At 34.9% G+C, this 25,873-nt stretch carries 28 protein-coding genes and 1 pseudogene; 10 read left to right on the forward strand and 19 right to left on the reverse strand.

All coding sequences use genetic code 11. From position 1 onward, the window contains the following. Positions 1-103: 103 nt before the first annotated feature. Positions 104-721: an NUDIX hydrolase gene (locus C568_RS0109170; RefSeq protein ID WP_003197116.1), complete on the reverse strand. Its 618-nt coding sequence runs from the start codon at positions 719-721 to the stop codon at positions 104-106. A gap of 198 nt (positions 722-919) precedes the next feature. Further along, on the reverse strand, positions 920-1,996 hold the full coding sequence (gene cotH / locus C568_RS0109175) for a spore coat protein CotH (protein WP_029427087.1): 1,077 nt from the start codon (positions 1,994-1,996) through the stop codon (positions 920-922). A 192-nt stretch (positions 1,997-2,188) separates the two neighbouring features. Here cotH and C568_RS34655 point away from each other — a divergent pair, with 192 nt between their 5' ends. After that, a complete protein-coding gene (locus C568_RS34655) occupies positions 2,189-2,713 on the forward strand; it encodes a CotG/ExsB N-terminal domain-containing protein (protein WP_018781328.1) in 525 nt (174 codons plus the stop codon). Positions 2,714-2,770: 57 nt separating this feature from the next. On the opposite strand, the gene C568_RS0109185 is transcribed toward C568_RS34655, so the two are convergent. From C568_RS0109185 to C568_RS0109210, 6 genes are all read right to left on the reverse strand, one after another. Beyond that, positions 2,771-3,388 (reverse strand): phosphoserine phosphatase 1, encoded by a 618-nt coding sequence (locus tag C568_RS0109185; RefSeq protein WP_018765469.1) that lies wholly within the window; start codon positions 3,386-3,388, stop codon positions 2,771-2,773. An 18-nt stretch (positions 3,389-3,406) separates the two neighbouring features. Then, entirely contained in the window at positions 3,407-3,865 is a 459-nt protein-coding gene (locus C568_RS31775; RefSeq protein ID WP_231382318.1) for a short-chain dehydrogenase, read from the reverse strand. A 109-nt stretch (positions 3,866-3,974) separates the two neighbouring features. Next, positions 3,975-4,391: a FosB/FosD family fosfomycin resistance bacillithiol transferase gene (gene fosB, locus C568_RS0109195; RefSeq protein WP_018765467.1), complete on the reverse strand. Its 417-nt coding sequence runs from the start codon at positions 4,389-4,391 to the stop codon at positions 3,975-3,977. Between the two features lie 57 nt (positions 4,392-4,448). Continuing rightward, a complete protein-coding gene (locus C568_RS0109200) occupies positions 4,449-6,110 on the reverse strand; it encodes a peptide ABC transporter substrate-binding protein (RefSeq protein ID WP_006094603.1) in 1,662 nt (553 codons plus the stop codon). A 147-nt stretch (positions 6,111-6,257) separates the two neighbouring features. Then, the gene (locus C568_RS0109205) at positions 6,258-7,202 is read right to left on the reverse strand and encodes a DUF2628 domain-containing protein (RefSeq protein WP_006094602.1); all 945 of its coding nucleotides are present in this window, start codon (positions 7,200-7,202) and stop codon (positions 6,258-6,260) included. 206 nt (positions 7,203-7,408) lie between these two features. Continuing rightward, positions 7,409-7,861 (reverse strand): methylated-DNA--[protein]-cysteine S-methyltransferase, encoded by a 453-nt coding sequence (locus tag C568_RS0109210; protein WP_003197104.1) that lies wholly within the window; start codon positions 7,859-7,861, stop codon positions 7,409-7,411. Between the two features lie 133 nt (positions 7,862-7,994). Between C568_RS0109210 and namA the strand changes: the two genes are divergently transcribed. After that, a complete protein-coding gene (gene namA / locus C568_RS0109215) occupies positions 7,995-9,035 on the forward strand; it encodes an NADPH dehydrogenase NamA (RefSeq protein WP_018781329.1) in 1,041 nt (346 codons plus the stop codon). Between the two features lie 43 nt (positions 9,036-9,078). Here the strand turns inward: namA and C568_RS0109220 are convergent, their stop codons facing one another. Continuing rightward, positions 9,079-9,738 (reverse strand): oxidoreductase, encoded by a 660-nt coding sequence (locus C568_RS0109220; RefSeq protein ID WP_003197100.1) that lies wholly within the window; start codon positions 9,736-9,738, stop codon positions 9,079-9,081. Positions 9,739-10,284: 546 nt separating this feature from the next. On the opposite strand from C568_RS0109220, the gene C568_RS0109230 reads away from it, so the two are divergent. The 3 genes from C568_RS0109230 (at position 10,285) to C568_RS0109240 (ending at position 12,979) form a co-directional block, all read left to right on the forward strand. Next, complete coding sequence (locus C568_RS0109230) at positions 10,285-11,235, forward strand: metal ABC transporter substrate-binding protein (RefSeq protein ID WP_018781330.1); 951 nt, start codon at positions 10,285-10,287, stop codon at positions 11,233-11,235. A 140-nt stretch (positions 11,236-11,375) separates the two neighbouring features. Next, positions 11,376-11,846, forward strand: coding sequence for a GNAT family N-acetyltransferase (locus C568_RS0109235; protein WP_006094599.1), 471 nt, complete (start codon positions 11,376-11,378; stop codon positions 11,844-11,846). Positions 11,847-12,124: 278 nt separating this feature from the next. Further along, positions 12,125-12,979, forward strand: coding sequence for an alpha/beta hydrolase (locus C568_RS0109240; RefSeq protein WP_018765465.1), 855 nt, complete (start codon positions 12,125-12,127; stop codon positions 12,977-12,979). Positions 12,980-13,010: 31 nt separating this feature from the next. Here C568_RS0109240 and C568_RS0109245 read toward each other — a convergent pair whose 3' ends face one another. Then, a complete protein-coding gene (locus C568_RS0109245; RefSeq protein ID WP_018765464.1) occupies positions 13,011-13,961 on the reverse strand; it encodes a CobW family GTP-binding protein in 951 nt (316 codons plus the stop codon). A 272-nt stretch (positions 13,962-14,233) separates the two neighbouring features. On the opposite strand from C568_RS0109245, the gene C568_RS0109250 reads away from it, so the two are divergent. Next, entirely contained in the window at positions 14,234-15,136 is a 903-nt protein-coding gene (locus C568_RS0109250) for an aldo/keto reductase (protein WP_003197089.1), read from the forward strand. 78 nt (positions 15,137-15,214) lie between these two features. Then, positions 15,215-15,361, forward strand: coding sequence for a hypothetical protein (locus tag C568_RS34660; protein WP_018765463.1), 147 nt, complete (start codon positions 15,215-15,217; stop codon positions 15,359-15,361). A 48-nt stretch (positions 15,362-15,409) separates the two neighbouring features. Here C568_RS34660 and C568_RS0109260 read toward each other — a convergent pair whose 3' ends face one another. Both C568_RS0109260 and C568_RS0109270 read right to left on the reverse strand, forming a co-directional pair. Beyond that, on the reverse strand, positions 15,410-15,994 hold the full coding sequence (locus C568_RS0109260) for a GNAT family N-acetyltransferase (RefSeq protein ID WP_006094597.1): 585 nt from the start codon (positions 15,992-15,994) through the stop codon (positions 15,410-15,412). Between the two features lie 320 nt (positions 15,995-16,314). Continuing rightward, positions 16,315-17,787, reverse strand: a complete 1,473-nt coding sequence (locus C568_RS0109270; RefSeq protein ID WP_018781331.1) for a flavin monoamine oxidase family protein — start codon at positions 17,785-17,787, stop codon at positions 16,315-16,317. A gap of 181 nt (positions 17,788-17,968) precedes the next feature. Here C568_RS0109270 and C568_RS0109275 point away from each other — a divergent pair, with 181 nt between their 5' ends. Both C568_RS0109275 and C568_RS0109280 read left to right on the forward strand, forming a co-directional pair. Continuing rightward, a complete protein-coding gene (locus C568_RS0109275; RefSeq protein WP_003197079.1) occupies positions 17,969-18,172 on the forward strand; it encodes a DUF3896 family protein in 204 nt (67 codons plus the stop codon). Between the two features lie 92 nt (positions 18,173-18,264). After that, positions 18,265-19,266, forward strand: a complete 1,002-nt coding sequence (locus C568_RS0109280; RefSeq protein WP_003206914.1) for an LLM class flavin-dependent oxidoreductase — start codon at positions 18,265-18,267, stop codon at positions 19,264-19,266. 56 nt (positions 19,267-19,322) lie between these two features. Here C568_RS0109280 and C568_RS0109285 read toward each other — a convergent pair whose 3' ends face one another. The 3 genes from C568_RS0109285 to C568_RS0109295 form a co-directional block, all read right to left on the reverse strand. Continuing rightward, entirely contained in the window at positions 19,323-20,273 is a 951-nt protein-coding gene (locus tag C568_RS0109285; protein ID WP_018781332.1) for an alpha/beta hydrolase, read from the reverse strand. Positions 20,274-20,577: 304 nt separating this feature from the next. Further along, the gene (locus C568_RS0109290) at positions 20,578-21,033 is read right to left on the reverse strand and encodes a DUF3939 domain-containing protein (protein WP_003197072.1); all 456 of its coding nucleotides are present in this window, start codon (positions 21,031-21,033) and stop codon (positions 20,578-20,580) included. Between the two features lie 95 nt (positions 21,034-21,128). Next, a complete protein-coding gene (locus C568_RS0109295; protein WP_003197069.1) occupies positions 21,129-21,572 on the reverse strand; it encodes a Dps family protein in 444 nt (147 codons plus the stop codon). 240 nt (positions 21,573-21,812) lie between these two features. On the opposite strand from C568_RS0109295, the gene C568_RS0109300 reads away from it, so the two are divergent. Continuing rightward, positions 21,813-22,853, forward strand: coding sequence for a YkvI family membrane protein (locus tag C568_RS0109300; protein WP_006094577.1), 1,041 nt, complete (start codon positions 21,813-21,815; stop codon positions 22,851-22,853). 32 nt (positions 22,854-22,885) lie between these two features. Here C568_RS0109300 and C568_RS0109305 read toward each other — a convergent pair whose 3' ends face one another. The 4 genes and pseudogenes from C568_RS0109305 to C568_RS0109320 form a co-directional block, all read right to left on the reverse strand. Further along, the gene (locus C568_RS0109305) at positions 22,886-23,254 is read right to left on the reverse strand and encodes a DUF3979 family protein (protein ID WP_018765458.1); all 369 of its coding nucleotides are present in this window, start codon (positions 23,252-23,254) and stop codon (positions 22,886-22,888) included. Positions 23,255-23,586: 332 nt separating this feature from the next. Next, a complete protein-coding gene (locus tag C568_RS0109310) occupies positions 23,587-23,901 on the reverse strand; it encodes a hypothetical protein (protein ID WP_006094578.1) in 315 nt (104 codons plus the stop codon). Positions 23,902-24,050: 149 nt separating this feature from the next. Then, the gene (rsgA, locus tag C568_RS0109315; protein ID WP_003197062.1) at positions 24,051-25,100 is read right to left on the reverse strand and encodes a ribosome small subunit-dependent GTPase A; all 1,050 of its coding nucleotides are present in this window, start codon (positions 25,098-25,100) and stop codon (positions 24,051-24,053) included. A gap of 179 nt (positions 25,101-25,279) precedes the next feature. Continuing rightward, positions 25,280-25,797: pseudogene (locus C568_RS0109320) on the reverse strand (DinB family protein). Positions 25,798-25,873: the final 76 nt, after the last annotated feature.

Raw genomic sequence — 25,873 nt, forward strand, 5'->3', positions numbered from 1 at the left:
ACGCTGTGAATGATCCCTAGACTATGACCTGCATGTGTTTGAGGAAGGGGACTTCTGTTGGAGTACTGTTAAACTATCTTTATTCTTATCTTTACATATTTTCTTAATCAAGTAAGGAGCTTTTATTCCTATCTTTCATACAGGCAAACATCTCTCTAATTTGCCACTCTGTATTTCTAGCAGTCGATAACTCTGGGATTTCTTTTTCACCAAAAAAGGTCACTTCTTCTGTTTCAATACTTGTTTGTTTTTCGCCCCCAACAATTTCACAACCAATAAATATTTTATATACATGCATTGCTGATGGTGATGGATAATGTTTTTCTTTATCAAATACTGCTAATAATCGAAAATGATCAACTTTATAACCCGTTTCCTCCCACACTTCTTTTGCTGCCACTTCTGTTGGCGTATAGCCAACATCTGCCCAGCCACCTGGAAGAGCCCATTTCCCGTCACTTTTTTCTTTCACAAATAATAATTTTCCATCCTGATACACGACAGCCCGAATATCTACTTTTGGTGTTTGATAACCCATTTCATTGGCAAATAATCTCTCTACCACTTCCCAATCTGTCTTCGTATAATGAGACATCATCGTAACTGAAAGATCACGTAATTGTTGAAAACGTTCCATATCATACACATCTTTTGAATACGTTAAACCAGCCTGAGCAATGGCTTGTATTTGTTTTACCCAATCGATCCATTTCACTTCCATATTCTCACCATCCTCAAAATATACGGTTTTAACTTTTGTTTACAGCACCTAAACAAATCGTAACTTATTCACATGAAATTTAAAAGGGAATCAATTGTTTTCATAAAGATCTAAGCATTCATACTTTTTATCTAAAAGGAAAGATTAAATCTATTATAAATGAAAAAGAGATTGACTAGGTATCAATCTCTTTTTCATTTATAATAGTTCATGTAAATACTTGTGTACATATTGACTCCTATTATTTATATATCGAAAGATAATATCTGGTTCTTGATCAAAAATATCTATTTTCTCTTTCATATAGGGATCCTGAATCAAGTAAGGACGAATTGCTTCACACATTCTCTCTACTTTCGGTTTTATAAACGAAACTGTAAATTTCTCTTCCAAAATTTCTTCAAGAATGCTACGGTATTGCTTTCGAAATACCGGTATATCGAGAATTCTAGCACTCAACGTATTATATCCTTGAATTCGGATATACTCATGGTTTAGCCGCCTTCCTTCTACATCACGGCCCCATGTCGCATCATAATCCCACGGTATCACTTCAAATAAATTCGTTTCATCATTATGATACAGTGCATAGTTATGAACAAATCCGTCAAAGTTTTGAGTCAAAATAACACCTGCTAGCCACCGCAAATATTTGTCAACATCAAGGTAATTTATAATTTCTTTTTCATATTTTTCTCGTGATAGTACATTTGCCTGATAAACGAATTCACTAAGCTGTTCTTCACTATGTTCATTCGCACATTTAAACTCATAGCCTGCAAATAGGTTTGTTTTAACATCTTGATCACGCTCACTTATTAAAGAAAAATTCGCATCATCATCAATCGCATAATAAATTGACCCACTCGGTAATTTACGGCTTTTCAAAAAGTTTTCATCAACAGATTCTAATTGTAAATATACACCTTGAATTTGACCATTAATCTTGATAAAAACATGCTGGGATTTTGGCGAAAGTACACCAATATCACTAAAAAAGTCAAGCGATAATTTATTTCTTATAAGTGATGGATCCTTAAACTCAGAATTCAAATGAAACTCTTTCACCCCTTGAAATTGTTTCGGCTTATAGAACATAACATGATATGATTTTTTATCAAATTCTCGAATATGTGCTCCCCGGTATACAATGTCAATATCATACTTTCTTTTCCCATATGTTAATTTAGCAGGCACTGGACTATCAGACCAAATGTCCTTCTTTAATTCAACAAGATACATCGGATGAATAAAAAAATCATAAGAAGGCAACATTCTTCCCCCATCCCTTCTTTTTTTCTCCATTTAATGTATGCTTATTACTTTGTCCATGTCCATATATCCGCTATATGCCTATTTCTATTAAAATCTAAACTCCTGCCTCATGCAGAAGAGATTCTCTCTTCATATCATGATTAATGTAAAAGGAATACCTGTTCATTTTATTTAGAGATAAGGGGGATTTCTATGAAACGCGATATTCAAAAAGCTGTTGAAGAAATCAAAAGTGCAGGGATGGAAGAGTTTTTACATCAAGATCCAAGTACTTTTGATTGTGACGATGATCATTTTTCTGGCCACAAATGTACAACAGGCCGTAAGCATACGACATGTCGTAAACACACAAAATGCCGTAAGCATACAACATGTCGTAAACACACAAAATGTCGTAAACGCACAACAGGCCGTAAACGCACAACAGGCCGTAAACGCACAACATGCCGTAAACACACAACATGCCGTAAACACACAACAGGCCGTAAACGCACAACAGGCCGTAAACGCATAACATGGCGTAAACACACAACATGCCGTAAACACACAACATGGCGTAAACACACAACATGGCGTAAACACACAACATGGCGTAAACACATAACATGTCGTAAACGCACAACAGGCCGTAAACGTACAACAGGCCGTAAACGTACAACAGGCTGTAAAAAAAGAAAAAAATGCGATCACTTCTGGTTTAGAAAACGTAATTGCTAATTCTTTATCCCTTATTGTTAACAGTAAACGTAAAAAGATCGCTCTATTGCGGTCTTTTTATACTTGCTGAAAATGACTTATATCGGCAAACTGTTTAACACTAGCCTCTTTCCCTTCAAATTCAATGATACTTAAGCTCGCACTATGCATAAATGGATCATCCCACACTCTTTCAACAGAAAGACCAGTAAAATGTCCCACAAGTAATTTTGCAGCTGCTGCATGAGATACGATTAAAATACTTTCCCCTTTATGTTTTTCTAAAAGAAGGTTTACTCCTTCTATCACCCGACTATGCACATCATAGAAATTTTCGCCTGATGTCGAACAAAAACGATGTGGCTCATTCCAAAACGTATGTACTTCCTCTGGGTACTGCGCTTCCAAATCCACAAGCATTTGCCCTTCCCAGATCCCCATATTAATCTCATAAAAGTTCTCATCAGCTATAATTTGAATATTCCGCTCTCCTTTTATTAACTCTGCCGTATGCATTGTTCTCCCGCTTGGACTACTATATATCGCATGAAGTGGTATATCCTTTATATGATCCCCTAACTGCTTTGCCTGTAATATCCCTTTTTCGGTTAAATTAGAATTTTTTCTCCCTTGCATACGCTTTGCCACATTCCACTCTGTTTCTCCATGACGTGTTACATATAAAGTCGTTTTCATTCGTTTTCTTCCCCCTCATCAAATTGGTCGTAATTCCCATGGTTCCAATGTTCCTACAATACAATCGCTTTGTTTACTCTGAATTCCTGCTATAACTCCATCAGTAATCTCTTCATGAGTCAACCACCTTGAATGTTCACCTTGTAAAATAAACCCTAATAAAATTCTATGATAATTACAGAAAGCACTTCCTATTTTTTGACGTTCCAATCGAGATGCACTACTCCCTAATATATGAAACAAACTATAGGATTTAGAATGTAATTCAATTTCTTCACAAATTACTTGAAGCGCCTTTTTAGCAGTTGTATGTACCCAAGCTACGACTAATCTGATAGGTCCATTTTGTTTAATCGTATCTTTAATAGATTGTTTCAAAGCATCGCTATCGTGGTAATCAAGAGAAATACATGTAACATTTCTTGGAGCATTACATGTATTTTTTACATCTTCTAACCTATTCCTATCTCGTCCAATAACAGAAACATAAAGCCCTTGATTACAAAGTCAAACGGACACTTTCTTCAGCATCCCTGTCCCTCCAATAACGAGCGCATGCATGCTCTTCCCATCCCCCTTTATTTCATCAATAAAATTTCATATGTGGTTTTGCTTCCTTATAATACTTTAAGCGATCCTGCAGTGTACCTGAATGAAACTCAAACTTATGTCCATCTGGATCAATAAAATAAATAGACTGACAATCTCTTACATCACGTTCTCTTCCTTGTAAAATATGAACTTTATTCTCCTCTAATCGCTTTAATAGTCGACCAAAATCCTCTTGTTTAACAGAAAATGCAAGATGTGTATATGACTGATGAATTTCATTTCGTGCAATATCTGCTTCTTCATTGAGTGCCACCCACACTCCACATATATCAAAATATGCGAGTTTTCTTCCTTTTACTAATAACTTTCCCTCTAATACTGTTTCATAAAATTGAATAGATCTTTCTAAATCTGAAACCGAAAAACAAAGATGATTAAAGCCATTTATCAACATAAGTCCTCCTTACAAAATAAGAGATGAGCGAAAATTCGCGCATCTCTTATTATACTATTTTTTTGTAATATACGCCCATTTATAACTAAAATCGCCGCCGAATGTATGATTTGCAATTCCTTTTACATATGTTTTTTCTAAATATGCTGTACTTTGCTGATAAGTAGGTGAAATCGCTGCATCTTCTCCAATTAAGATTTTTTCAGCTTCTGCAAGTGCTTTCCAGCGTGCTGCATCATCTTTTAACAACTCACCTTTCGATTTAGCAACTAAGTCATCATATTTCGGATTTGAATACGCCATTTCATTAAATGTACTTCCTGTAATAAACATATCAATATATGTCATTGGATCTGGATAATCCGGGCCCCATGCTGATAGTGAAAACTCATATTGTAATTTCTTCTCTAAATCTAATTTCTGTTTATACGGTTGTTGTTTCAAATTCACTTTAATTCCAGGTAAATTTTTCTCAAGCTCTTCTTTAATAAAGTCGCCAACTTTTTTCCGGCTACCATTATCATCGTTTAGTAATTCTACCGTAATTGTATCTTGACCCAGTTCTTTTTTCGCTTCTTCCCATAACTTCTTCGCTTTTTCCGCATTGTCTTTATTATCACGGAAGTTTTTATTTACAGTACGAAAATCTTTTCCATCCGGACCTGTTGTGAATTTTTCTGGTACTAAGAAATATGCTGGTAATGAGCCATCATTTAAAATGACATTTGCAATACCTTTTTTATCATAAGCTAAATCAATTGCTTCACGCACTTTTTGATTTTTAAATGTTGCATTTTGTTGATTAAAACGTAAGAAATACATACGCGGATCTAGTTTCGTTTTGAATTCATCTGGCTTATTCTTTTTATATTTATCAACAAACTCTGAAGTTAAAATTACGCGGTCCGCTTGATCATTATCATATAGGTTCACACCTGTGCTCGTTTCTTTTACGACACCGACATTAATTTCTTCTAGTTTTACAGTATCTTTATCCCAATAATTTGGATTTTTCTTTAATTGATAGCTTTGCTCATGCTTCCATTCACTTAACGTAAATGGTCCATTGTATAAAATTTTATCAGCTTCTAATGCATACTTATCACCTTGTTTTTTTACAAACTTCTCATTTAAAGGGAAGAATGTTGGAAATGATGTAAGATCAAGAAAATATGGAGTTGGTTGTTCTAGTTCTACCACTAGTGTCTTATCATCCTTTGCTTTTACACCTAGCTGATCAAGTGGTAGCTCCCCCTTATTAACTTTTTGAGCATTTTTTACATCAAATAAAATAAATGCGTATTCAGCTGCTGTTGCTTTATCAAGCGCACGTTGCCAGCCATATACAAAATCTTGTGCACGAACTGGCTCACCATTCGACCACTTTGCATCTCGTAATTCAAAAGTATATGTTTTCTTATCTTCACTAATCTTCACATCTTTTGCCATACCTGGAGTTCGCTTATTATCTTTATCTAATCGATATAAACCCTCCATTGCATTTACAAATACTCGGAATGATACGGAATCTGTTGATTTTGATGTATCCATCGAAGGAATTTCTGCTGTTTCTAGTAAGTTTAGCACTTGTTTATCGGCCATCCCCTTACCTGTTTCTTTCTTCGTTGTCGATGCTTTCTCCCCATTCCCGCAACCTGCAACGAACATACTTGTTGATAATGCAAGTGCAGCAAGCGTTGAAACTTTTTTCTTCATTATTCCTTCCCCCAATCTGTATGTATACAATAAAGCATGTATAATATTATTATACAAAAAATTCTGATTATTTTAAATATTTTTCTTTCCTAAAATAAAAAAAGAAATGAATGTAAAAGCTGCTCCATCTGCTTTTACATTCATTTCTTATAACATTTCTTTTTTTTCATCTTTTTGTAATCCGTCATCCAACTCAAAAAGATCTTGCGTACGAAACACATCTTCCATCATTTTCAAAAACTCTTTTTCACCTTGGGGCTCACCGTTAACTGTAAGAGAATAGGGTTCAATTTCATGCAACCTGTAATCGACAACAAATTGAATGATAATTTTTTGTCTTGTCATACCATGATTGTATCCATGAAATTCTACTAATTCCAATCCATCTCCCCCGCGGTAATAAACCCAGGTTGGTTGCTTAAAATGCTGTTCAAAAGATTCCCCAATAGAAAAAAAAGGATACTCATAAAGGGAACTTGCTCGTACTTTTTGAATAACATCTTGATCTGTAGGAAAGAAAAAGTGACTCATGAATATACTAGCAGCTGTCAAAATTGTAACAATAGCCGCTCCCATTTTGCTTGTTCCTCCACTATCACGGATGAGATAACGCTCAACATCTCCATTCGTTACCCCTCTTGCTTTTATCCGGTATATTTTCCGCTCAGCAAATCGATAATATAACCCATTTGCAAAAATTCCGACCCCTATCATCATTAAAATGAGCAATAAAAAGGTAAGGGGAACCATGTTAATAATGGGGAGTGCTACATTGAATCCCATATAGTATGAAAATGCATCACAAGCTACTAATAAAATTACAAACAAACAAGCAGGTACGTAATATTTTCGATAACCAAACCATCCGACATTGAAAATAGCAGCCCATCCATTCCAGCTCCACCTTGCTATTCGTTTCTTTTCTTTGTCCCATTTTCTTTTATAATATGGATAATGCGCTCCCACATATTGTTCCATATTTTTTTCGATTGGTGAGGTCTCCTCTTTTGTTCCATTATGTAAAGTTTGCTGACAATCTTCACAATTAAATTGACCGTCAGGACAAGGATTCCCACAATTTATACAACGCAAAATAATCCCTCTTTCCCTGATTTATCCCCTACTTATACTTCTGTTGTCCAGCATACTAAAAAATTTAGCTATTTAACAAGATGATTCTTCCCCGCAAATAACAGGTTAAACCATTCGTATGAAACTCAGAAATACTTACTTTCTACTAGACTTTGTTATCCTCTAAGCAATGAAAACTACTATCTCCATTTGAAAAGAGTTTTATCTTATTGCAAAATCCCCTCATGTTTCAATAACCATTCTTTTCGCCATAGACCACCTGCATATCCAACTAACTTTCCACTTTTTCCAATTACACGATGACACGGAACAATAATAGAAATCGGATTGCGACTATTCGCTCCTCCTATCGCACGCACCGCCTTTGTGTTACCAACCTTTTCTGCAATATCCAGATAGGAAGCATTCACTCCATATGGAATCGTATAAAGTGCATCCCAAACACTCTTTTGAAATGGTGTTCCAACCGCTGACAGTGGTACTGTAAATTCAGTTCTCTTTCGATTAAAATATTCATCTAATTCAGCGAGGCACTGTTCTACAATTTGATTTTTATTCTCTTCTTTCCGTTCCTCTACAAAAATAACAGAAGTAATTCCTTCATCATTTGCAGTAATTTCAAGCAAACCTATTTCGCTTTCATAATAAGCTCGGTACATGCCCCTATCCCCCAATTTAATTTATTTCAATAATTGTAACATAAATGTACAAAATTTCGGGAATAAGCGTTTCATTATGGAAACAAAAATGATGATGATACAATAAAGGAAACTACAATAAGGGGGAATAGATATGGACTATCAGCTTTTTTCACCTTATACGATTAAAGATGTTACATTAAAAAATCGTATTGTTATGTCACCGATGTGTATGTACTCTTCAGAAAACGAAGATGGAAAAGTGACAAATTTCCATCATATCCATTATGCGTCTCGCGCAGCTGGTCAAGTAGGCCTTGTTATGCTTGAAGCTACAGCTGTTGTACCTGAAGGACGTATTTCTAATAAAGATTTAGGTATATGGAATAATGATCATATTCCAGGGTTACAAAAAACGGTGTCCCTCATCCATGAAAATGGGGCAAAAGCAGCTATTCAGTTAGCCCATGCTGGTCGAAAAGCTGAATTACATACAGACTCTGTAGCACCCTCGGCTATTGCATTTAATGATACAATGAAAACCCCAATAGAAATGAATAAACAGCTAATCAAAAAAACAATTTCTGCTTTTCAAGATGCCGCATGTCGTTCCAAACAAGCAGGATTCGATATTATTGAACTCCACGCGGCTCACGGCTATCTCATTAATGAATTTCTCTCTCCATTATCAAACAAACGAACTGATGAATATGGCGGATCACCTGAAAACCGTTACCGTTTCTTAAAAGAAATCATTGATGCTGTAAATGAAGTTTGGAATGGTCCTTTATTCGTTCGTATTTCTGCAAATGACTATCACCCTAAAGGATTAATAGTCCATGACTATGTTCAATTTGCAAAATGGATGAAAGAACAAGATGTAGATGTAATTGATTGTAGTTCTGGGGCAGTTATACCTGCACAAATCGACGTTTACCCTGGCTATCAAGTAGAGTATGCAAATCATATAAAAGGACAAGCACACATTGCGACAGGTGCAGTAGGATTGATTACAAGCGGGATACAAGCAGAAGAAATTTTAGCAAATAATGAAGCGGACTTAATCTTTATCGGTCGCGAGTTACTTCGCAATCCATATTTTCCAAGAACAGCAGCTAATGAACTTGGATTTGAATTACAAGAGCCCCACCAATATCAACGTGCTCGTGGTAAAACAGCCCCGACTCGCCGCTAATACACAATAATGAAAACGAGAAGGGCTCCCCTTCTCGTTTTCATTATTCCATCATTGTAATCTCTGTAGAATTATAAATATGGACACCAGATTCTTCACGTAGTGCCGCTAAGTACATCCCTTTTGCAACCTGCTCAGCTGTAATCGGCTTATACTTTTTTAAAGTACCATTAAATACAAATGGCAAAACACCAGATATCTTCTCAGCCATTCTTTCTCCAAAACGAAATTCTTCTCGATCTCCTAGCAATAGTGATGGTCTAAATATATGAATCCCACCGATCACTAACTTTTGAAGTTCCTCCTCCATCTTCCCTTTTACTTGTGAATAAAAGAAAAGTGATTTTGGATTAGCACCCATAGAAGAAATAACAAGAAAATTTTGTACACCTTGTTTTTCTGCTAAACAGGCCGCTCGTAATGTATATTCATAGTCTACTTTTTTAAAATTCGCTTTCGTTTTCGCTTTCTTAATTGTTGTCCCAAGACAGCTAAAAACATCATCAACAGCAAAAAATTCTTTATACTCTTCTAATATAGAAAAGTCAACTTGTTTCTGCTGTAACTTTTCATGTTCCCATTGCAGTGGCTTTCTTACAAAAACCATAACCGAATCATAGTAATCTGAGTCAAGTAATAGCTGCGTCACTTCTTGTCCAACTAAACCACTCGCACCGAGTACTAAGGCTGTTCTTTTATTCATTTATCTTTATACCTCTTTATCCAATTTTATACCGTCCAAACAGGCAGTACAAATCCTATTTCTAGGAGTTTCCTTTTTCTTATTCTATCATAAGTAAAGCACTATGCGTGATGCAAGTGCTTTACTTACTCTTCTCTCCTTTTTTCTCTGTTGGTAGCTTGGTTATTATCCTAGAGTCACCTAGATTACTTATTAATGTCTTGAGGAAAATCAAAACACATGTTAATGGCAAAACTACTGCTAGTATCAATAAGATTGCTTCCATTATGTAATCCAATTACTCATCCCCTTTTCATACCCTCTACCTCAATATATGAAAGGAGTGTTGTCACATATGCGACATTCATAAAAATTAATACTGTTCTTTTTGACAACTTTATAACAAAATCAAATCGGAATGATTATTATTTATTGCAACTTTCGTAAAGATGTATTATACTAAGTTCGCAACTTAAAACGTAATTATTCCGTTTTATAACAAAAAGATATTTTTTCTCTTATTTTGGAGAAAATAAAATTGGAAAAGAAAGAAAAGAGGAGAATTACATGAAGAAAAGGTTAATGGTATTTTCTTTTATACTTATTTTTACATTAATTTTTGCTGGGTGTGCCAGCAAAAAAGACGGAACTGAAAAAAAAGATGGAAAACTTTCTGTATATACAACTATTTTTCCACTTGCTGATTTCGCTAAAAAAATCGGTGGTGACTATGTAAATGTTGAAACAATTTATCCACCTGGCGCTGACTCTCATACATATGAGCCAAGTCAAAAACAAACGGTACAAGTTGCGAAGGCAGACCTATTCGTATATAACGGCGCGGAATTAGAGCCGTTTGCAGAAAAAATGGAAAAAACATTAAAAAAAGAGAACGTAAAAGTTGTTAATGCATCTAAAGGTTTCGATCTTATCGCTTCATCAGAAGAAGAGCATGAGCACGAGGAAGGTCATAAAGAAGAAGAAAATCACCATCATGACAAAGACCCACACGTATGGCTTGATCCTACACTCGCGATGAAGCAGGCTGAAAAAATTAAAGATGCACTCGTAGAATTGCAACCAGATCATAAAAAAGAATTTGAGAAAAACTTCGCCGCCCTACAAACAAAGTTCACTGACTTAGATGATCACTTTAAATCTGTTGTTTCAGAGGCAAAAACGAAAGATATTTTAGTTTCTCACGCTGCATATGGATATTGGGAAAAACGCTATGGCTTAAAACAAATACCAGTTGCTGGCATCTCCGCTTCTGATGAACCATCACAAAAAGAACTTGCTAACATTACAAAAACAGCAAAAGAGCATGGTTTAAAATATATTTTATTTGAAACATTCTCTACTCCAAAAGTAGCAGAAGTTATTCAAAAAGAAACAGGAACGAAAATTTTACGTTTAAATCACCTTGCTACTATTTCTGAAGATGATGCAAAGAAAAATAAAGATTACTTCACATTAATGGAAGAAAACGTGAACACTTTAAAAGAAGCTACAAACTAAATTTATATTTCCTTTCAGACAGTTGAAACATATTCAACTGTCTTTTTTCATATTCAGCAGCTTGACTTCAACAAAATAACAAGTAAAATTATCCATATTAGTTTTAAAGATATACTATGTTATGAAAGCGAGTTGGAACTATGAATCTTCACATTTGTGAAGTAACAGCAAATAATTGGCGTTCAGTCGCTGCTTTAGACGTAGCAAAGGAGCAGCAGCAATTTATTGAAAGCAATGCATTTTCTTTAGCGGAATCCCTATATGAAGAAAACGGAACGTCAGTAGGCTTATATGATGGAGAAACACTTGTTGGCTACGCAATGTATGGTTGGTATTCAAAAAAAGATGATAGCGTATGGCTAGATCGTTTTATGATTGATTACCATTTTCAAGGAAATGGCTATGCGAAACGTTTTCTCCATCTGCTTATCCAGTATTTACAACAAAAATTTCAATGCAAAAAGATTTATTTAAGTTTTCATCCAGAAAACAAACTAGCAATGAAACTATATGAGTCTTTCGGTTTTCACTTAACTGGTGATATAGACGATGAAGGACCAGTTGTTGGTGTTGTAATGGAATTACGGATAAATGAAAGTATAAGCCTGTGAAAACAGGCTTTTTATTATTTTCTACTAATCTTTGTTTATTAATAGAAGAACAAGATGGTCATGTTTCCTATTCTACCTCCGCATCAAAAATATAATTGTTTCACTTTTTTTCATTAACTAAAGATGTAATGCTAAACATTTACCGTACAATAATGTCCTTTTTTCTACAAAGTAAACACTACTACTTTTAATAACTATACTCCAAAAGAATAAAAACAATCTTTCAGCGAAAATATATGTACATATATGCAAAATCAGTAGTAAATGGAGGGTTTGTTTTGAAAATATTCAAGTTCTTATTCGTAAGCCTTTCTGCTATTTTAATCATGCTTAGCAGTAATAGCTTCCATATCCCAGCAGAAGCTAAAATAGAGACAGATATTGATGTAATACGTCAAAAACCAATTACGTTTGTACTCGTTCACGGCGCTTGGGGAGATTCTAGCTATTGGGATAAAACAGCTAATGAGTTGAAACAAATGGGACATAAAGTATATACTCCTACCTTACCTGGGCATGGAAAAGATACGAATAAAGCTGTAAAACACACTGATTATGTCAAATCAGTAGTCAACTATGTGAAGGAAAGAAACATAACGGATTTTGTTCTTGTTGGTCATAGTTTTGGTGGTACTGTTATTTCAAAAGTTGCCGAACAAATTCCAGATCGAATCCACAGACTTGTCTTTATGAATGCATTTGTTCTAGCAAATGGAGAAAGTGCAGCTGATGAAATCCCAGCCGAAGGAAAAACGCTTTGGACCGAGCTTGCGAAAAAATCGAAAAATAATGCTATCCAATTGCCTTTTCCTATTTGGCGAGAAACCTTTATGAATAATGCTAATCTCGACTTAGCGAAAAAAATTTACGAAACTGTTACACCAGAACCAGCTGGACCACTTTTTGAAAAGCTGGACCTTACGAAATTTTATCAATTAAATATTCCAAAAAGTTATTTCTATTTAACTGAAGATATGGCAGTTCCACAAGGTAAAGATTCAGGATGGCACCCTCACATGTCAAATCGCCTTGGATTATTTCGTTTAGTAACTACACAAGGTGATCACATGACTATGTTTCATGCTAAACCAGCAATTGTCGCGAAGAAATTAGTTGAAGCCGGCAGAGATTAATAACAAAAATAAGCCTGCTAAATTAGCAGGCTTATTTTACGCACTCTTTAAAATGTTCTTGGAACCATTCTTTATTAATATCTTTCCCGATAAAGACCACTTCACTCACGCGCTCTTCTCCCTCTTGCCACTCTCTATCGTAAGAAGCAGCAAATAGTGTATGAACACCTTGAAAAACAATACGGCAATCTACTCCATCGATCGATAGAATTCCTTTATATCGATATAAATACTCTCCTAACTCTTGAACTACAGCTGACATCCATTCGTTTAACTTTTGCAAATCTAACGGCCGCTCTTCACGTAATACAAATGATTTTACACCTTCTAAATGATGATGCTCTTTATGTGGATAAATCTCTAATGTATCACGCGTTTTAAACGTTTGGATTTCTAACAAGACCGGTATATCTACTTCACAATTTGTCGTTGGGATTAATTTTGCTGTTGGATTAATCCCTTGTAATTCAGTAAGGAGTTCTTTCTCTTCTTCCTCTCCAACTAAATCTAATTTATTTACTAAAACCATATCTGCAAAAGCAATTTGTTCTTTCGCTTCTAGCCCTTTTTCAAAATGTTTATGTATATGATAACTATCTACCACTGTCACAACACCATTAATTTTGTATGCTGACTGAATAACTGGATCTAAAAAGAACGTTTGGATAATCGGCCCTGGGTTTGCAAGACCTGTCGTTTCAATCACTAGACCATCAAAATCCATTTTCCCTTCTGCTTTTACATCCAATAACTGTTTTAAAGCAACAAGTAAATCTTCACGCACTGTACAGCATAAACAGCCATTTGTCATTTCCATAATTTCTTCTTCTACATTCATAATTAATTGATTATCGATGCCAATTTGCCCTATTTCATTTACGATAACCGCTAATTTCTTTCCATGTTCTTCCGATAAAATACGATTTAATAATGTTGTTTTCCCCGATCCAAGAAAACCAGTTAAAATTGTTACTGGAATCATTTCGTACATCTCCTTATAGCTATATCTTCGTACATTATACCATACAGATAAAGTGAAACTTCCATCAGTAGGGTTTTTCTTCATCCCCCACCTATCTTCCTCGTTTCGCTCTTACTCTTGAGGTGGGGGCTTACTGCCCGTTAATGCGAGGTAAAATCGTTTTTTACAACAAAGACATATTCATTGTAAGTACAGTCCAATAACTATATAATAGTACCGAACAAGAAAGCCTTTTCAAAAATATCATCATTCATCAAGGGGGTCTACTCAAAATGGAACGAATTCAAATGGCTAATAACCTTGAATTCTCTCGTATCATTCAAGGATTTTGGCGTTTAGCAGAATGGAATATGCCAAAACAAGAATTACTTTCTTTTATCAAAAATTGTATGGAGATGGGGATTACAACTTTTGACCACGCCGATATTTATGGAGGATATACGTGTGAATCATTATTCGGGGAAGCATTACAATTACAGCCTTCTTTACGTGATAACATGCAAATTGTCACAAAATGTGGAATCGCTCCCTTATCTCCGAAGTTTCCAAAGCGATATGTCGCTCACTATAATACAAGTACGAAACATATTGTAAAAAGCGTGGAACAGTCACTACAAAACTTACATACTGATTATATTGATTTGTTACTGATTCATCGACCTGATCCATTTATGGACCCAAGTGAAGTGGCAGAAGCTTTCACACGTGTAAAACAAGAAGGAAAAGTCCGTCATTTCGGTGTATCTAACTTTTTACCGTCTCAATTTAATATGCTTAGCTCATACTTAGATTTCCCGCTCATCACAAACCAAATTGAAGTATCTGCGATGCAGCTTGAACATTTTGAAAAAGGTACAATCGACTTATGCCAAGAAAAAAGAATTAGCCCTATGATTTGGTCTCCTCTTGCTGGTGGAGAAATCTTTACAGGACAAAATGAACGTGCTGTACGCTTACGCAAAACTTTACAAAAAGTCGCAAATGAACTGAATGCTGATGGCATCGATATTGTCATGTATGCATGGCTACTTGCTCATCCAGCAAAAATGATGCCAATCGTTGGCTCTGGTAAATTAGATCGCGTGAAGTCAGCTATCGCTGCAACAAAACTTACATTAGATCGTCAGCAATGGTTTACCATCTTTGAAAGTTCGAATGGACATCCCGTACCTTAATGTGCTAGCACATTATAGTAGGTATTGAATACCCCACTCCTTTTTATGTTATAATTGCCACAAAAAGGATATCCATTAATGAATAACTCAAATAAAAATTACTCTTGGAAATTATTCGAAATTTGGTTATCTATTCCAAGAAGTGCACGACTTGCATTCTTATGGGCTATTATTTTAGGAGCTTCCTATTTAGGATGGGTAAAAATCATTAAACAGTTCTTATAATGACTAAAACTTAATTAATAATACAATTCAAAAAGAAGAGCTAATACATTATAGCTCTTCTTTTTCATACCTGTTTCTTGTCATCGCAAACACACATGTATCCCTGAGTCCCTTGCCATCTACTGCTACACTGCTGCTTTCTAAAATCCCTTCTAATTTAAAACCTAGCCTCTCAGGTATCGCTCTACTTTTTACATTTCGTAAATCACAGCGAATCTCTATCCTGTTTGCCTTTAACTCAGAAAAAGCATAATCCATAATACCTTGCGCAGCTTCTGTCATATAACCTTTTCCACCAAAGCGCGAATCTATCCAGTATCCAATTTCAAATCTTGGTATCTCCCAATTAATACGATGCAATCCAGCAGAAGCTACAAATTCGCCTGTGTCTTTTAAAAATACTAGTAATCTCAAATCTTCACGTTGTAAAAATTGAATATATGATCTTCTTATACTCGCTTCGATTTCTTCTTCTGTTTGTTCTTTTTGAGCAAAAGTCATCCAAGGTTTTAATTCTTCTAACGATGCATTGATAGCTTCATATACTGCCTTTCCATCCCCTGGCTTTGGCATTCGAATGAGAAGCCTGTCTGTGTAAAATTCAGAAGGAAAATCAAGTAATAATGGATTCATTACAAACACTCCCTATTGTTCTTTTATATATAATAACATTTAACACTATATATAAATACAAATTAAAAAACGGCATAAAGTCTTTCTTTTTCAGATGGAAGAGAGCATCCGACCATGCATAGAAGCGGTCAAATCCTTTTCCTGCCCCATGCCCAGTGAAAACAAAGAGAGAAAACAAGTGCAAGTCACTTTTTTCTCCGTAGCAGCGACTTATATAATAAATAACTTTTCTGAACTTCACTTATTTTCAAACCAAATTCATACATACCTATCTCTAATTATATTCGTCACGACACTTTCCTTCCTCTTACTATTAATACTCATACAATCAATTGATTCACCTCTACAGCTGTACGTATTCCAGACTCAATTGCGCCTTGTATCCACCCATGATAAAGTGTTGTATGGTCTCCTGCAAAATATATTTTCCCCTCGGGTTTTACAATAGCTGGCTGCAGTTCTGTTTCTTGACCCGCTTGAAAAATCGCAAACCCTCCTAATGCATACGGGTCCAGTGTCCAATTTTTTGCTACTCCTGACATAAATTCATCATATACTTGCCCACCTAATATAGTCGCTAAGTTTTGTAATGTATAATAAATACGATCACCTTTCGACAATCCATCCCATAATAATGCATCGTACGACCATGTATAGCTCCCAAGCATCATAGCCGGTCCCTTAGTCCCAATACCATGGCTTGGATAATACGCATAGCGAATTGGTAAATCTGTAATAATCCTCCCCCCTAATTGACCCTGTTCTTCCCAAAAGCGACTTTTAAATTGAATTCCTATTTTAGTAGCCGCCATATAATGTAGTTCACGAATTGCTCTCCACTTTTCATGTGATACAGAATCAAATGGATCAATTTCAACAAATCGCATTGTGGAAAATGGAATTGTAATAATAACTAAATCACCTGTTATACTGCTATATCCAAATGTCTCTTCATGTCTGCAATATGCTGTCACACCTTTATCATGTTGTTGAAGCTTCATTAATTTTTGATTGTAAATAATATCTCCCTTTAACTGAGGCAAAAAAGATTTTGGCAATTTATCATTGCCCCCACTAATTTCACAAAAACCACTTTCTTGCTGCAAAATATATATAAAACGTAACGTTTCAACAAATGATCTTTCTAAAAATCCTTCTAAATCTAAAAGTACACCAATCATCTCAATTGCTACTGGTGAAAAATACGTATTATATTGATAAGGATGATATTTTAAAAACTGTGCTGTTGAATACTTCCCAAAGTCTTTTTCAACAATTTCCCAATTTTTATCTGGATTTCTTTTAATGAAATCAATAATTGGCTGCACTGCTAACAATAATAATTCTTCAGATGTTTTTCCTTCTTCATTCATCACTACTGGATATCTTAAAATACTTGGATTTTTCTCGTATTGTTGTAATGTCGTTTTTCTACCATTCACATAAATAATATCCGTCTCATTTCGATTAATAAAGGGGGTCACTTGTAGCCCAAACTTTCTTATATAAGCCATCGTTAATGTATGTATATATGGAATGCGCATTGCTCCAACATCTAAATATAATCCGGTGTCTTCCATTCTAATAGTCTCAATTCGGCCTCCTATACGGTTATTCGCTTCTAAAATTTTCACATGATGTCCTGCGCTTTTAAGTAAGGATGCTGATACTAAACCAGCCATTCCAGCACCAATTACAATGATTTGTTTTGGCTCTACTGTTTTCGGTAATCCCTTATCAATAATTCCCACCATTTCATCAGTTGTGACATGGGATTGTGTATGCACTCGCATCATTCCACCCCTTACTTTGAAAATACAAAACAGTGATTCTCTGAATTGTATTCATGAGTATAGTAGAACAACACATTTTTCTGAATATTCACTAATAATTCACAGAGATTTGCTCTCATCATCCCTTTCTTATCATATAATGAAGATATAGATAGGAAATGTAAGGAAGGGATTGATAAATATGAAACGTACTTACGACTATCCTGAAACAAAAAAACATTTGGAATTGAAAAAACAACTACTATGCAAAAAATTATTGGATGTAAATTTAAGTGAAGATGATCGTAATCAAATTAAGATGGAAATCGATAACTACGAATATATTTTAACATTAGTGGAAATGAATCATTATGAACGTGGAATTTCTCATAACAAGCGGATGTGAAAGCATTCGCTTTTTCATGTGAGCATTTCTTTACGCATTTTTCGTAAGTAAATATATAATAGAATGTACATTAAGATAGAGAGGTATTTTCTATGATTAAACTAAGTGTATTAGATCAATCCCCTATTTCCGATGGCAGTACAGCAACTGAAGCTTTTTCCAATACAGTAACACTTGCTCAAGAAGTGGAAAAACTAGGATTTACTCGCTTTTGGGTGTCTGAACATCATAATTCTGTCAGTTTAGCTGGTTCAAGTCCTGAAGTGCTCATATCTCATATTGCAGCGAAAACAAATCGCATCCGTGTGGGGTCCGGTGGCGTTATGCTTCCACACTATAGCTCATATAAAGTCGCTGAAAATTTCCGTGTATTAGAAGCGCTTTATCCAAATCGAATCGATCTTGGAGTTGGTAGAGCACCAGGTGGTATGCCCATCGCAACTCGCGCGCTGCAAGAAGGAAAAATGATTTCACTCGACCAATATCCAGAACAAATTCAGGATGTAGCCATGTACTTACATGACAACGTACCTGAAAATCATCAATATGCAAACCTAAAAGCTTCGCCTGTCATTCCTACTGCACCTGAAATATGGATGCTTGGATCCAGTGGAGAAAGTGCCATGGTTGCAGCAAAACAAGGGGCTTCTTTTGCCTTCGCTCAGTTTATCAACGGCTATGGTGGTCCTGAAGTGATGAAAGCTTATCAAGAACAATTCCAACCATCTTTCTTAGGAGACAAACCAAAATCAATTGTTTCTATTTTTGTTGTTTGTGGAGAAACGACTGAAGAAGCTGAGAAAATTGCGTCTAGTCTAGATTTATCAATTCTATTATTAGAACAAGGAAAACGCACAACTGGTACCCCTTCCATTGAAACAGCACAAAACTATCCTTATAGTGCCTATGATTTGTTCCGCATTAAAGAAAATCGGCAACGTATGATTGTAGGTGATCAACGTTACGTCAAAGAACAAATCTTAAACTTGAGTAAAGCTTACAATACTGAGGAATTTATGATTGTAACCATCACCCATCAATTTGAGGACAAATTAAAATCGTATCGTTTATTAGCAGAAGCTTTTCATTTATAATATACAAAAAAAAGTGCGTCACATAAAGTGATGCACTTTTTTTCAGCCTAAGTTTTTTATAAATCTGTACCCTCAATATATTTAACTGCTTCTTGTAAGATTTCTTCAAAATTCTCAGGGTAATCGTGATTTAAGTTAGAAATAACCTTATACTCATGATTTATATTTTTCGTTTCCAATCGTTTCACAAACTTCTGTGTACATTCAAAGCAATCTTCATCCTGATCTCCACAAATAATATATCCCTTAATACCTTTATCTTTCAATTTATCCAGCAAGTCTTCCCACTCTTCAATTTCAGGAATCCATGGCGCTACAAAAACAAAGCCTTTTACAATAATATGTTCGTTTAAGATTGCATGTAACGCAACTCTTGCTCCAGCGGAAAATCCTCCAATAATTACATGCTCTACCTCACCATGATTACTAGCTACAATACTTTCATAGTGTTCCTTTAACTCACGAGAGCCCTTTTCTATATCATCCCATACGTATCCTTCTGAAAATTGAATTTGAGAAGACTGCGGTAATGCTAATAAATACCCTTGAGATACAACGGATTGCCAATATGGTTCTGCTATCTTTATATTTTCTTGATCACCATGCAATGCAATAAGTAGATTGTTATGAATACCGCTATTTCCTTGTATAACTTTCAAATCAAATTGTTCAGATTTCTTTGCTACTTCTTCTCTTTCTTTACATAACTGAATCATCTGATGAAATTCTTCATATCTATGAAGGGGGTTCAAATCGGCATCTGTAATTAAATACTCATACCCATACCAAAACTCATTTTCTACAATCGCTTCTTTCATTATATGTAAGGCTTCTTTCTCAAGCCCAGATGCGCTTGCTAATGCATATTTAAAATTATATATTTGAGCTTTATTACCAGTTATCTTATCAGCATTTTTGGTAATATAATGGTATGCTTCTAAACTACCATCCTTTGCATAACATTCTAATGTCTCATTTAACAAACCAATATAAGTAATCTTACTCATCCACACTTACCTCCCGTAACCTTTTTAGAAATATATACTTCTCTAACACGGTTTCAGTCATCCTAAGGTTCCGGTAAATACATACTGTCAATTTTTGAATATCAGATTAACAGTAACTCCCCCTACTCTTAGGATGACGTTTGCTAACTGACTTACAATTTTTCATAATACATCACTCCTTTCTATCTCTTACATACAATTAAATACAGAATTAACAGAAAAGTCAATCTATAAATCGAACTATACTATACTTTCACATTTCTTTTCAACAAAAAAACAACAATATATAATTGTTGTTTTCATGTTAAACAATATTTTTTTTACTTTTATCTGGCTGACTTGAAACTAAATAATGCTTCTCTGAAATATATAATTTTCGCTTTAATATACGATCTAAATACGGCGCTAGTTTCATTCCACATATAAGACGATCCTCATCATCTTCTACAATAGGAAACATTTCTTTTTCTGTAACATATTGGTCTACTGCTTTTTGCACAAGATCAATCTCTTTTACGAGTTTTAGATTTTCTTCTGTATGTTCAAATACCTCGAGCGTTTCCTTCGTTATAATGAACGTATTTGTAGGAAATGCTGGTAAATACGGTTTTAACAAGTCATAATTCACTGTATAATCTTCATTGACTAATACTGTATAAACAATATTTGCATTTGTTTCCAGAAATTTAGCCATTGCTTGCTCTAATTCGTCTTTCGTAATTGACCTCTCCTCTTTTCCACTTTTGAAAAAGCGAAACATTGCATCGCCTCCTTTTTACTATATTATACCATAGAAAGAAAGCTGAAAAATCATAAAAAAACCTATTGAAAGAATTTTCAATAGGTTTTTTTGTCTTATTTTAAGAAGGCACTCAACATCCAAACATGTTGTTCTAATGTTGTATGAATAGCTAATAGCATATCTGCTGATGTTTCATCTTTAGCCTCATCCGCTACTTCCATACCTTCTTTTAATTCTTGAATGATTGCTGAGAAATCATTTACTAATGTTTTCACCATTTCTTCAGCTGATTCTTTACTTGTTCCTTCATGTACAGTAGATGTTTCTAAATACTCTTTCATTGTTGCTAGTGGTTTTCCTTCTAACGCTAAAATACGTTCTGCTAATTCATCAATATATGTTGCTGCTTCATTATAAAATTCTTCAAATTTTTCATGTAATGTAAAGAAGTGTGGGCCTGTCACATACCAGTGATAGTTATGAATTTTTACATATAACACATTCCAGTTTGCTACCTGCTTGTTTAATACTTCAACAACATTTGTTTTCGTACTCATTCAATCCACTCCTCTTTATTTTTAGAATTATTCTCTTTTAATAATACATTCTTATTGTACCATAAATTCCCTACTCGTCCAAATCATCCGCTTATATGTAACAAAGTTTTAACAACTTTAATCATTCCTAAATGTTGAGAAATCCATGTACCCTTTCTTGCACTTCACATGTCTAATTGCCCAAGCTCACACATATGCATAATAATAGGTCAAGCTCATCATAGTAGAAAGAGGGATTACATGGATAATCAACAATGGCAAGTAGCTAAAAAAGTTGCTGCTACTTATATTGGGACTGTCGTCGGAGCTGGATTTGCAACTGGGCGAGAAATTGTTGAGTTTTTTACGATTAACGGATTATACGGAACAATTGGAATATGCGTAAGTGGATTTTTTTTCATTTGGTTAGGAACGAAAATGATGTTGCTCTCTTCACAAATCGGTGCATTTTCCGCTCAGGAATTTAACAGATATTTATTTGGTGATGTATTTGGAAATGTGGTAAACACTTTGTTATTACTCGTACTTTTTGGTGTGACAAGTGTTATGCTATCAGGCGCTGGTGCTGTATTCGAAGAACAACTTCGGCTACCACGACAGCTCGGTATTTTCATTACAGTTATCGCATGTATCATTATTGGTAGTCGTGGATTACAAGGTGTATTTGAGGTGAATACACTTGTAGTACCAATTATGATGATTTTCATTATCGGACTTGCTATTACAACTTTTATTCATGGCACAACACCTATCTTTAACACTGTTCCTACAGAAAGTTGGAACATGAAATGGATAACAAGTCCACTTACATATGTCGCCTTAAATCTTTCTCTCGCCCAAAGTGTTTTAGTACCGTTAGCAAGTGAAGTAAAAGATCGAAAAGCGATTCTATGGGGCGGAATTTTAGGAGGAGCTGGACTATGCTTTATTCTATTATGTAGTCATTTAGCCATTTTATCTATTGACCAATTTTATCAATATAATATTCCTATGGCTGAAGTAGTAAGAAGATTTAATGCTACCTTCCATTTCTTCTTTGTCCTGATTATTTTTGGGGAAGTGTTTACAACATTAGTTGGAAATGTATTTGGGATGACAAAACAAATGCAGTCTATCACTGGTTGGAAGAACAACAATATTATTTATTTTATTTTACTAATTAGTTATTGTTTTAGCTATATTGGTTACAGTGAACTTCTTCACATCTTGTATCCAATAATCGGATGGGTTAGCATCGTTCTTCTTCCAATTATCGCATATAAACAGCTTGAAAAAACATAGTAAAAAAGCATCCGTTATGTACGGATGCTTTTTTACTCACAATCTTCACATACTTCCCAATACAAACCCATTTCTACTGCGAGGAATGGCTTTAATTGTAACCGAATCATTCGGCTTGGCATACGCTCTAAAACAAACTGAATACCTTCTTCATCCTCTTCTAACTCGGTTTTTAAGATTACTATTCGTTGTATAGTTGTAATCGGCTGACCCTCTTTATATAAAGTAATTCGCAACTCATCATATTCATTAAAAAACAATTCTACACTCATATGTTCTGTTGATACACTATTAACAATTGAGTACTTACCATCTTCTTCTTGGATTACATATTTCCAGCCATTTTTTCCATCTTCCATTGGAGCAGCTTGAAATAATGACATTAAATCCTCGTATAGCATAAGATAACCCCTCTCTTACTAAAAAACGATGAGTATTTTATATACCCTTTTTCTCTATCACTATCAAGCTTATTGTACCATACATCAATTGACTTGCTATATTCTTCTGCCTATTATACTCCACTACTTTTATCCCGCTATTTGCTGGCAGTAACACTCCCACCTCAAAATTCAGCGAAAGCTAAGAAATTAGGTTGAGGATGAACTGCCAGTAAAAGCCCGATTGGGGAAGGCTGATAATCAGTGGGGAGAAGAAAAGCCTCACCGATTAAAGTTTCACTGTATATAAATCATGAAAAAACAGGAATGACATTTATCATTCCTGTTTTTCATCAAAATACTTTCCCTATAGCAACTAAAGCTAATACCACTATCAAGCTGGCGAATAGTACCGATACAATAAAGCTGAAAATTGGTAATGTTTTCTTTTCATTCTTTTTAAACAATAGTCTTAAACTAATCACGATATTTAATGGTACAAATATGAAATAAAAATATTTAATAATTTGCATTGCACCACTCGAACTATTTAAAAGTGTTTTAAGTACAAACACCTCAATCAAAAAGATAAGAAAAAATGAAATACTTAACCAAAATGAGGCATAGCTAAGCCAAGAATATCTTTTCGTTCCCCAATACACTCCCATACTCTTCTCCTTTATAAATAGTCTACTTTTCAATAATTATACATACTTATAACAAATTCCTTTATTTTTCGACTATAATTGCCTATTTTTATAGAATAAATGACAAAAAACCAAAAGCATTCTATTAGCTTTTGGCTTCTCATTCTATTCTACTTTCTCCGATTCTGCTTCGCTATTTTTTTCCACTTCTCCCGCTCAGCACGAGCAAGCGCTAGATCTTGTTTTCTCATTGCGTATGCAATTTCCTTTTGCAATTTTTTATAATTCTGCAAACGGTTTGCTTCTAAAATCCCCTCATCAATAGCGGTGCGAACTGCACACCCAGGCTCATTTTCATGCTGGCAATCACGAAAACGGCACTCTTCTGCAAATTTTTCAATATCAGAAAACGTCGCATGAATCGCTTCGCTTCCCTCCCACAGTTGAAGTTCTCGCATTCCTGGCGTATCAATTACTAAACCACCACTTGGTAATTGAAACAACTCACGATGTGTCGTAGTATGCCGTCCTTTACTATCCTCTTCGCGAATACCACCTGTTTTTGCAACTTCACTTCCCATTAATGCATTTAGCAAAGTAGATTTCCCGGCGCCTGAAGAACCAACAAGAGCAATCGTTTTTCCAGAAGTGACAAATTGTTGCAAGGACTCAACTCCCGCTTGCTGTAAACTATCCACTGCAAAGATTGGAACACCAATAGCTATTGCCTCTGTTTCCAATATCTTTTGCTCCACATCTTCACACAAGTCACTTTTCGTCAAAACAATAACAGGCATTGATCCACTTTCATAAGCTAATAATAAATAACGTTCAATTCTTCTTACATTAAAATCATGATTAAGCGCATTTACTAAAAATAGATAATCAACATTTGCTGCCACAATCTGCTCAACCGTTCTTTCGCCAGCTGCTTGCCTAGAAAAGGAACTTTTTCTTTGAAAAACACTATGAATAATTGCCTTGCTTTCCTCTTTTATTTTCTTTACATGCACCCAATCACCAACTGCTGGATAATCACCTTTATCTAATGCTTCATGACGAAACTTTCCAGATAACTCTGCCATATATTCGCCATCATCACAAATAATACGGTACATGTGCTTATGTTCAAGTAAAATTCGACCTATTTCATACTTTTCTAAAGATTGATCCTCAAAAAAAGAATCCCATCCGAATGTTTCTAAACAATTTTGATTCAAATCTATATCCTCCCTATTTTGAGCTCAGTGGAAGGATGACGCGATTCTTTACAAAGTCTCGCTCTTTCCATCCACCTTTGTACTTACTTTAACATCCATATAAATCATCGCCATAATACATCACTCCGTTCTTAGTTTCGTTAATCTCATTATATGTAATATTATTTTGAAAAGCTACTTTATTTAACTAAATTTTCAGATATATACTTTTTTATCGTCCTTATTTGTCCGCGATGGCTGATTTCATCTTCTAGTACATGGAACCACAAATAGTACTGATTATATATGCCCCCGTTATCCCATCGACCTTCTGACATTAACCAAGCATCATCTTTTTCTTTTAAATATCGCAGCGATTCTTCTCGAACTTTATTAAAAAGTTGTACGTAGTATTGCACCTCATGCCCGCGAATTCTTCTTCCCGCTTCTCCTAAGAAAAGAGCGTTATTCCATCCCTTCAACTCCTCTTTTGTAAAATCTCGGTTCTGGAAAGAAATGAGCTGATGAATTTTTTCTATTGCGGCAATATGTTTTAGCAATGCGCCGATAGAATTCCCACCATCGACCAAGATAAAATCTAAATTTTCTACTGTTAAATCTTTTATTTCATACAATGTAACCGCTCTTGCATGCTAACAAGTTGTCCTACATTTGGCGTATAATTCTCTATACTTCGTATTCGGTAATCTATTTTCATTTTTTCATCCTCCTTTTCTAGATTTTATGATAATGAAAAAGAACGTCACATAATAGACTGAAATATACCAGAATTT

The organism is Bacillus sp. 95MFCvi2.1 (assembly GCF_000374965.1).
GTDB lineage: Bacteria > Bacillota > Bacilli > Bacillales > Bacillaceae_G > Bacillus_A > Bacillus_A pseudomycoides.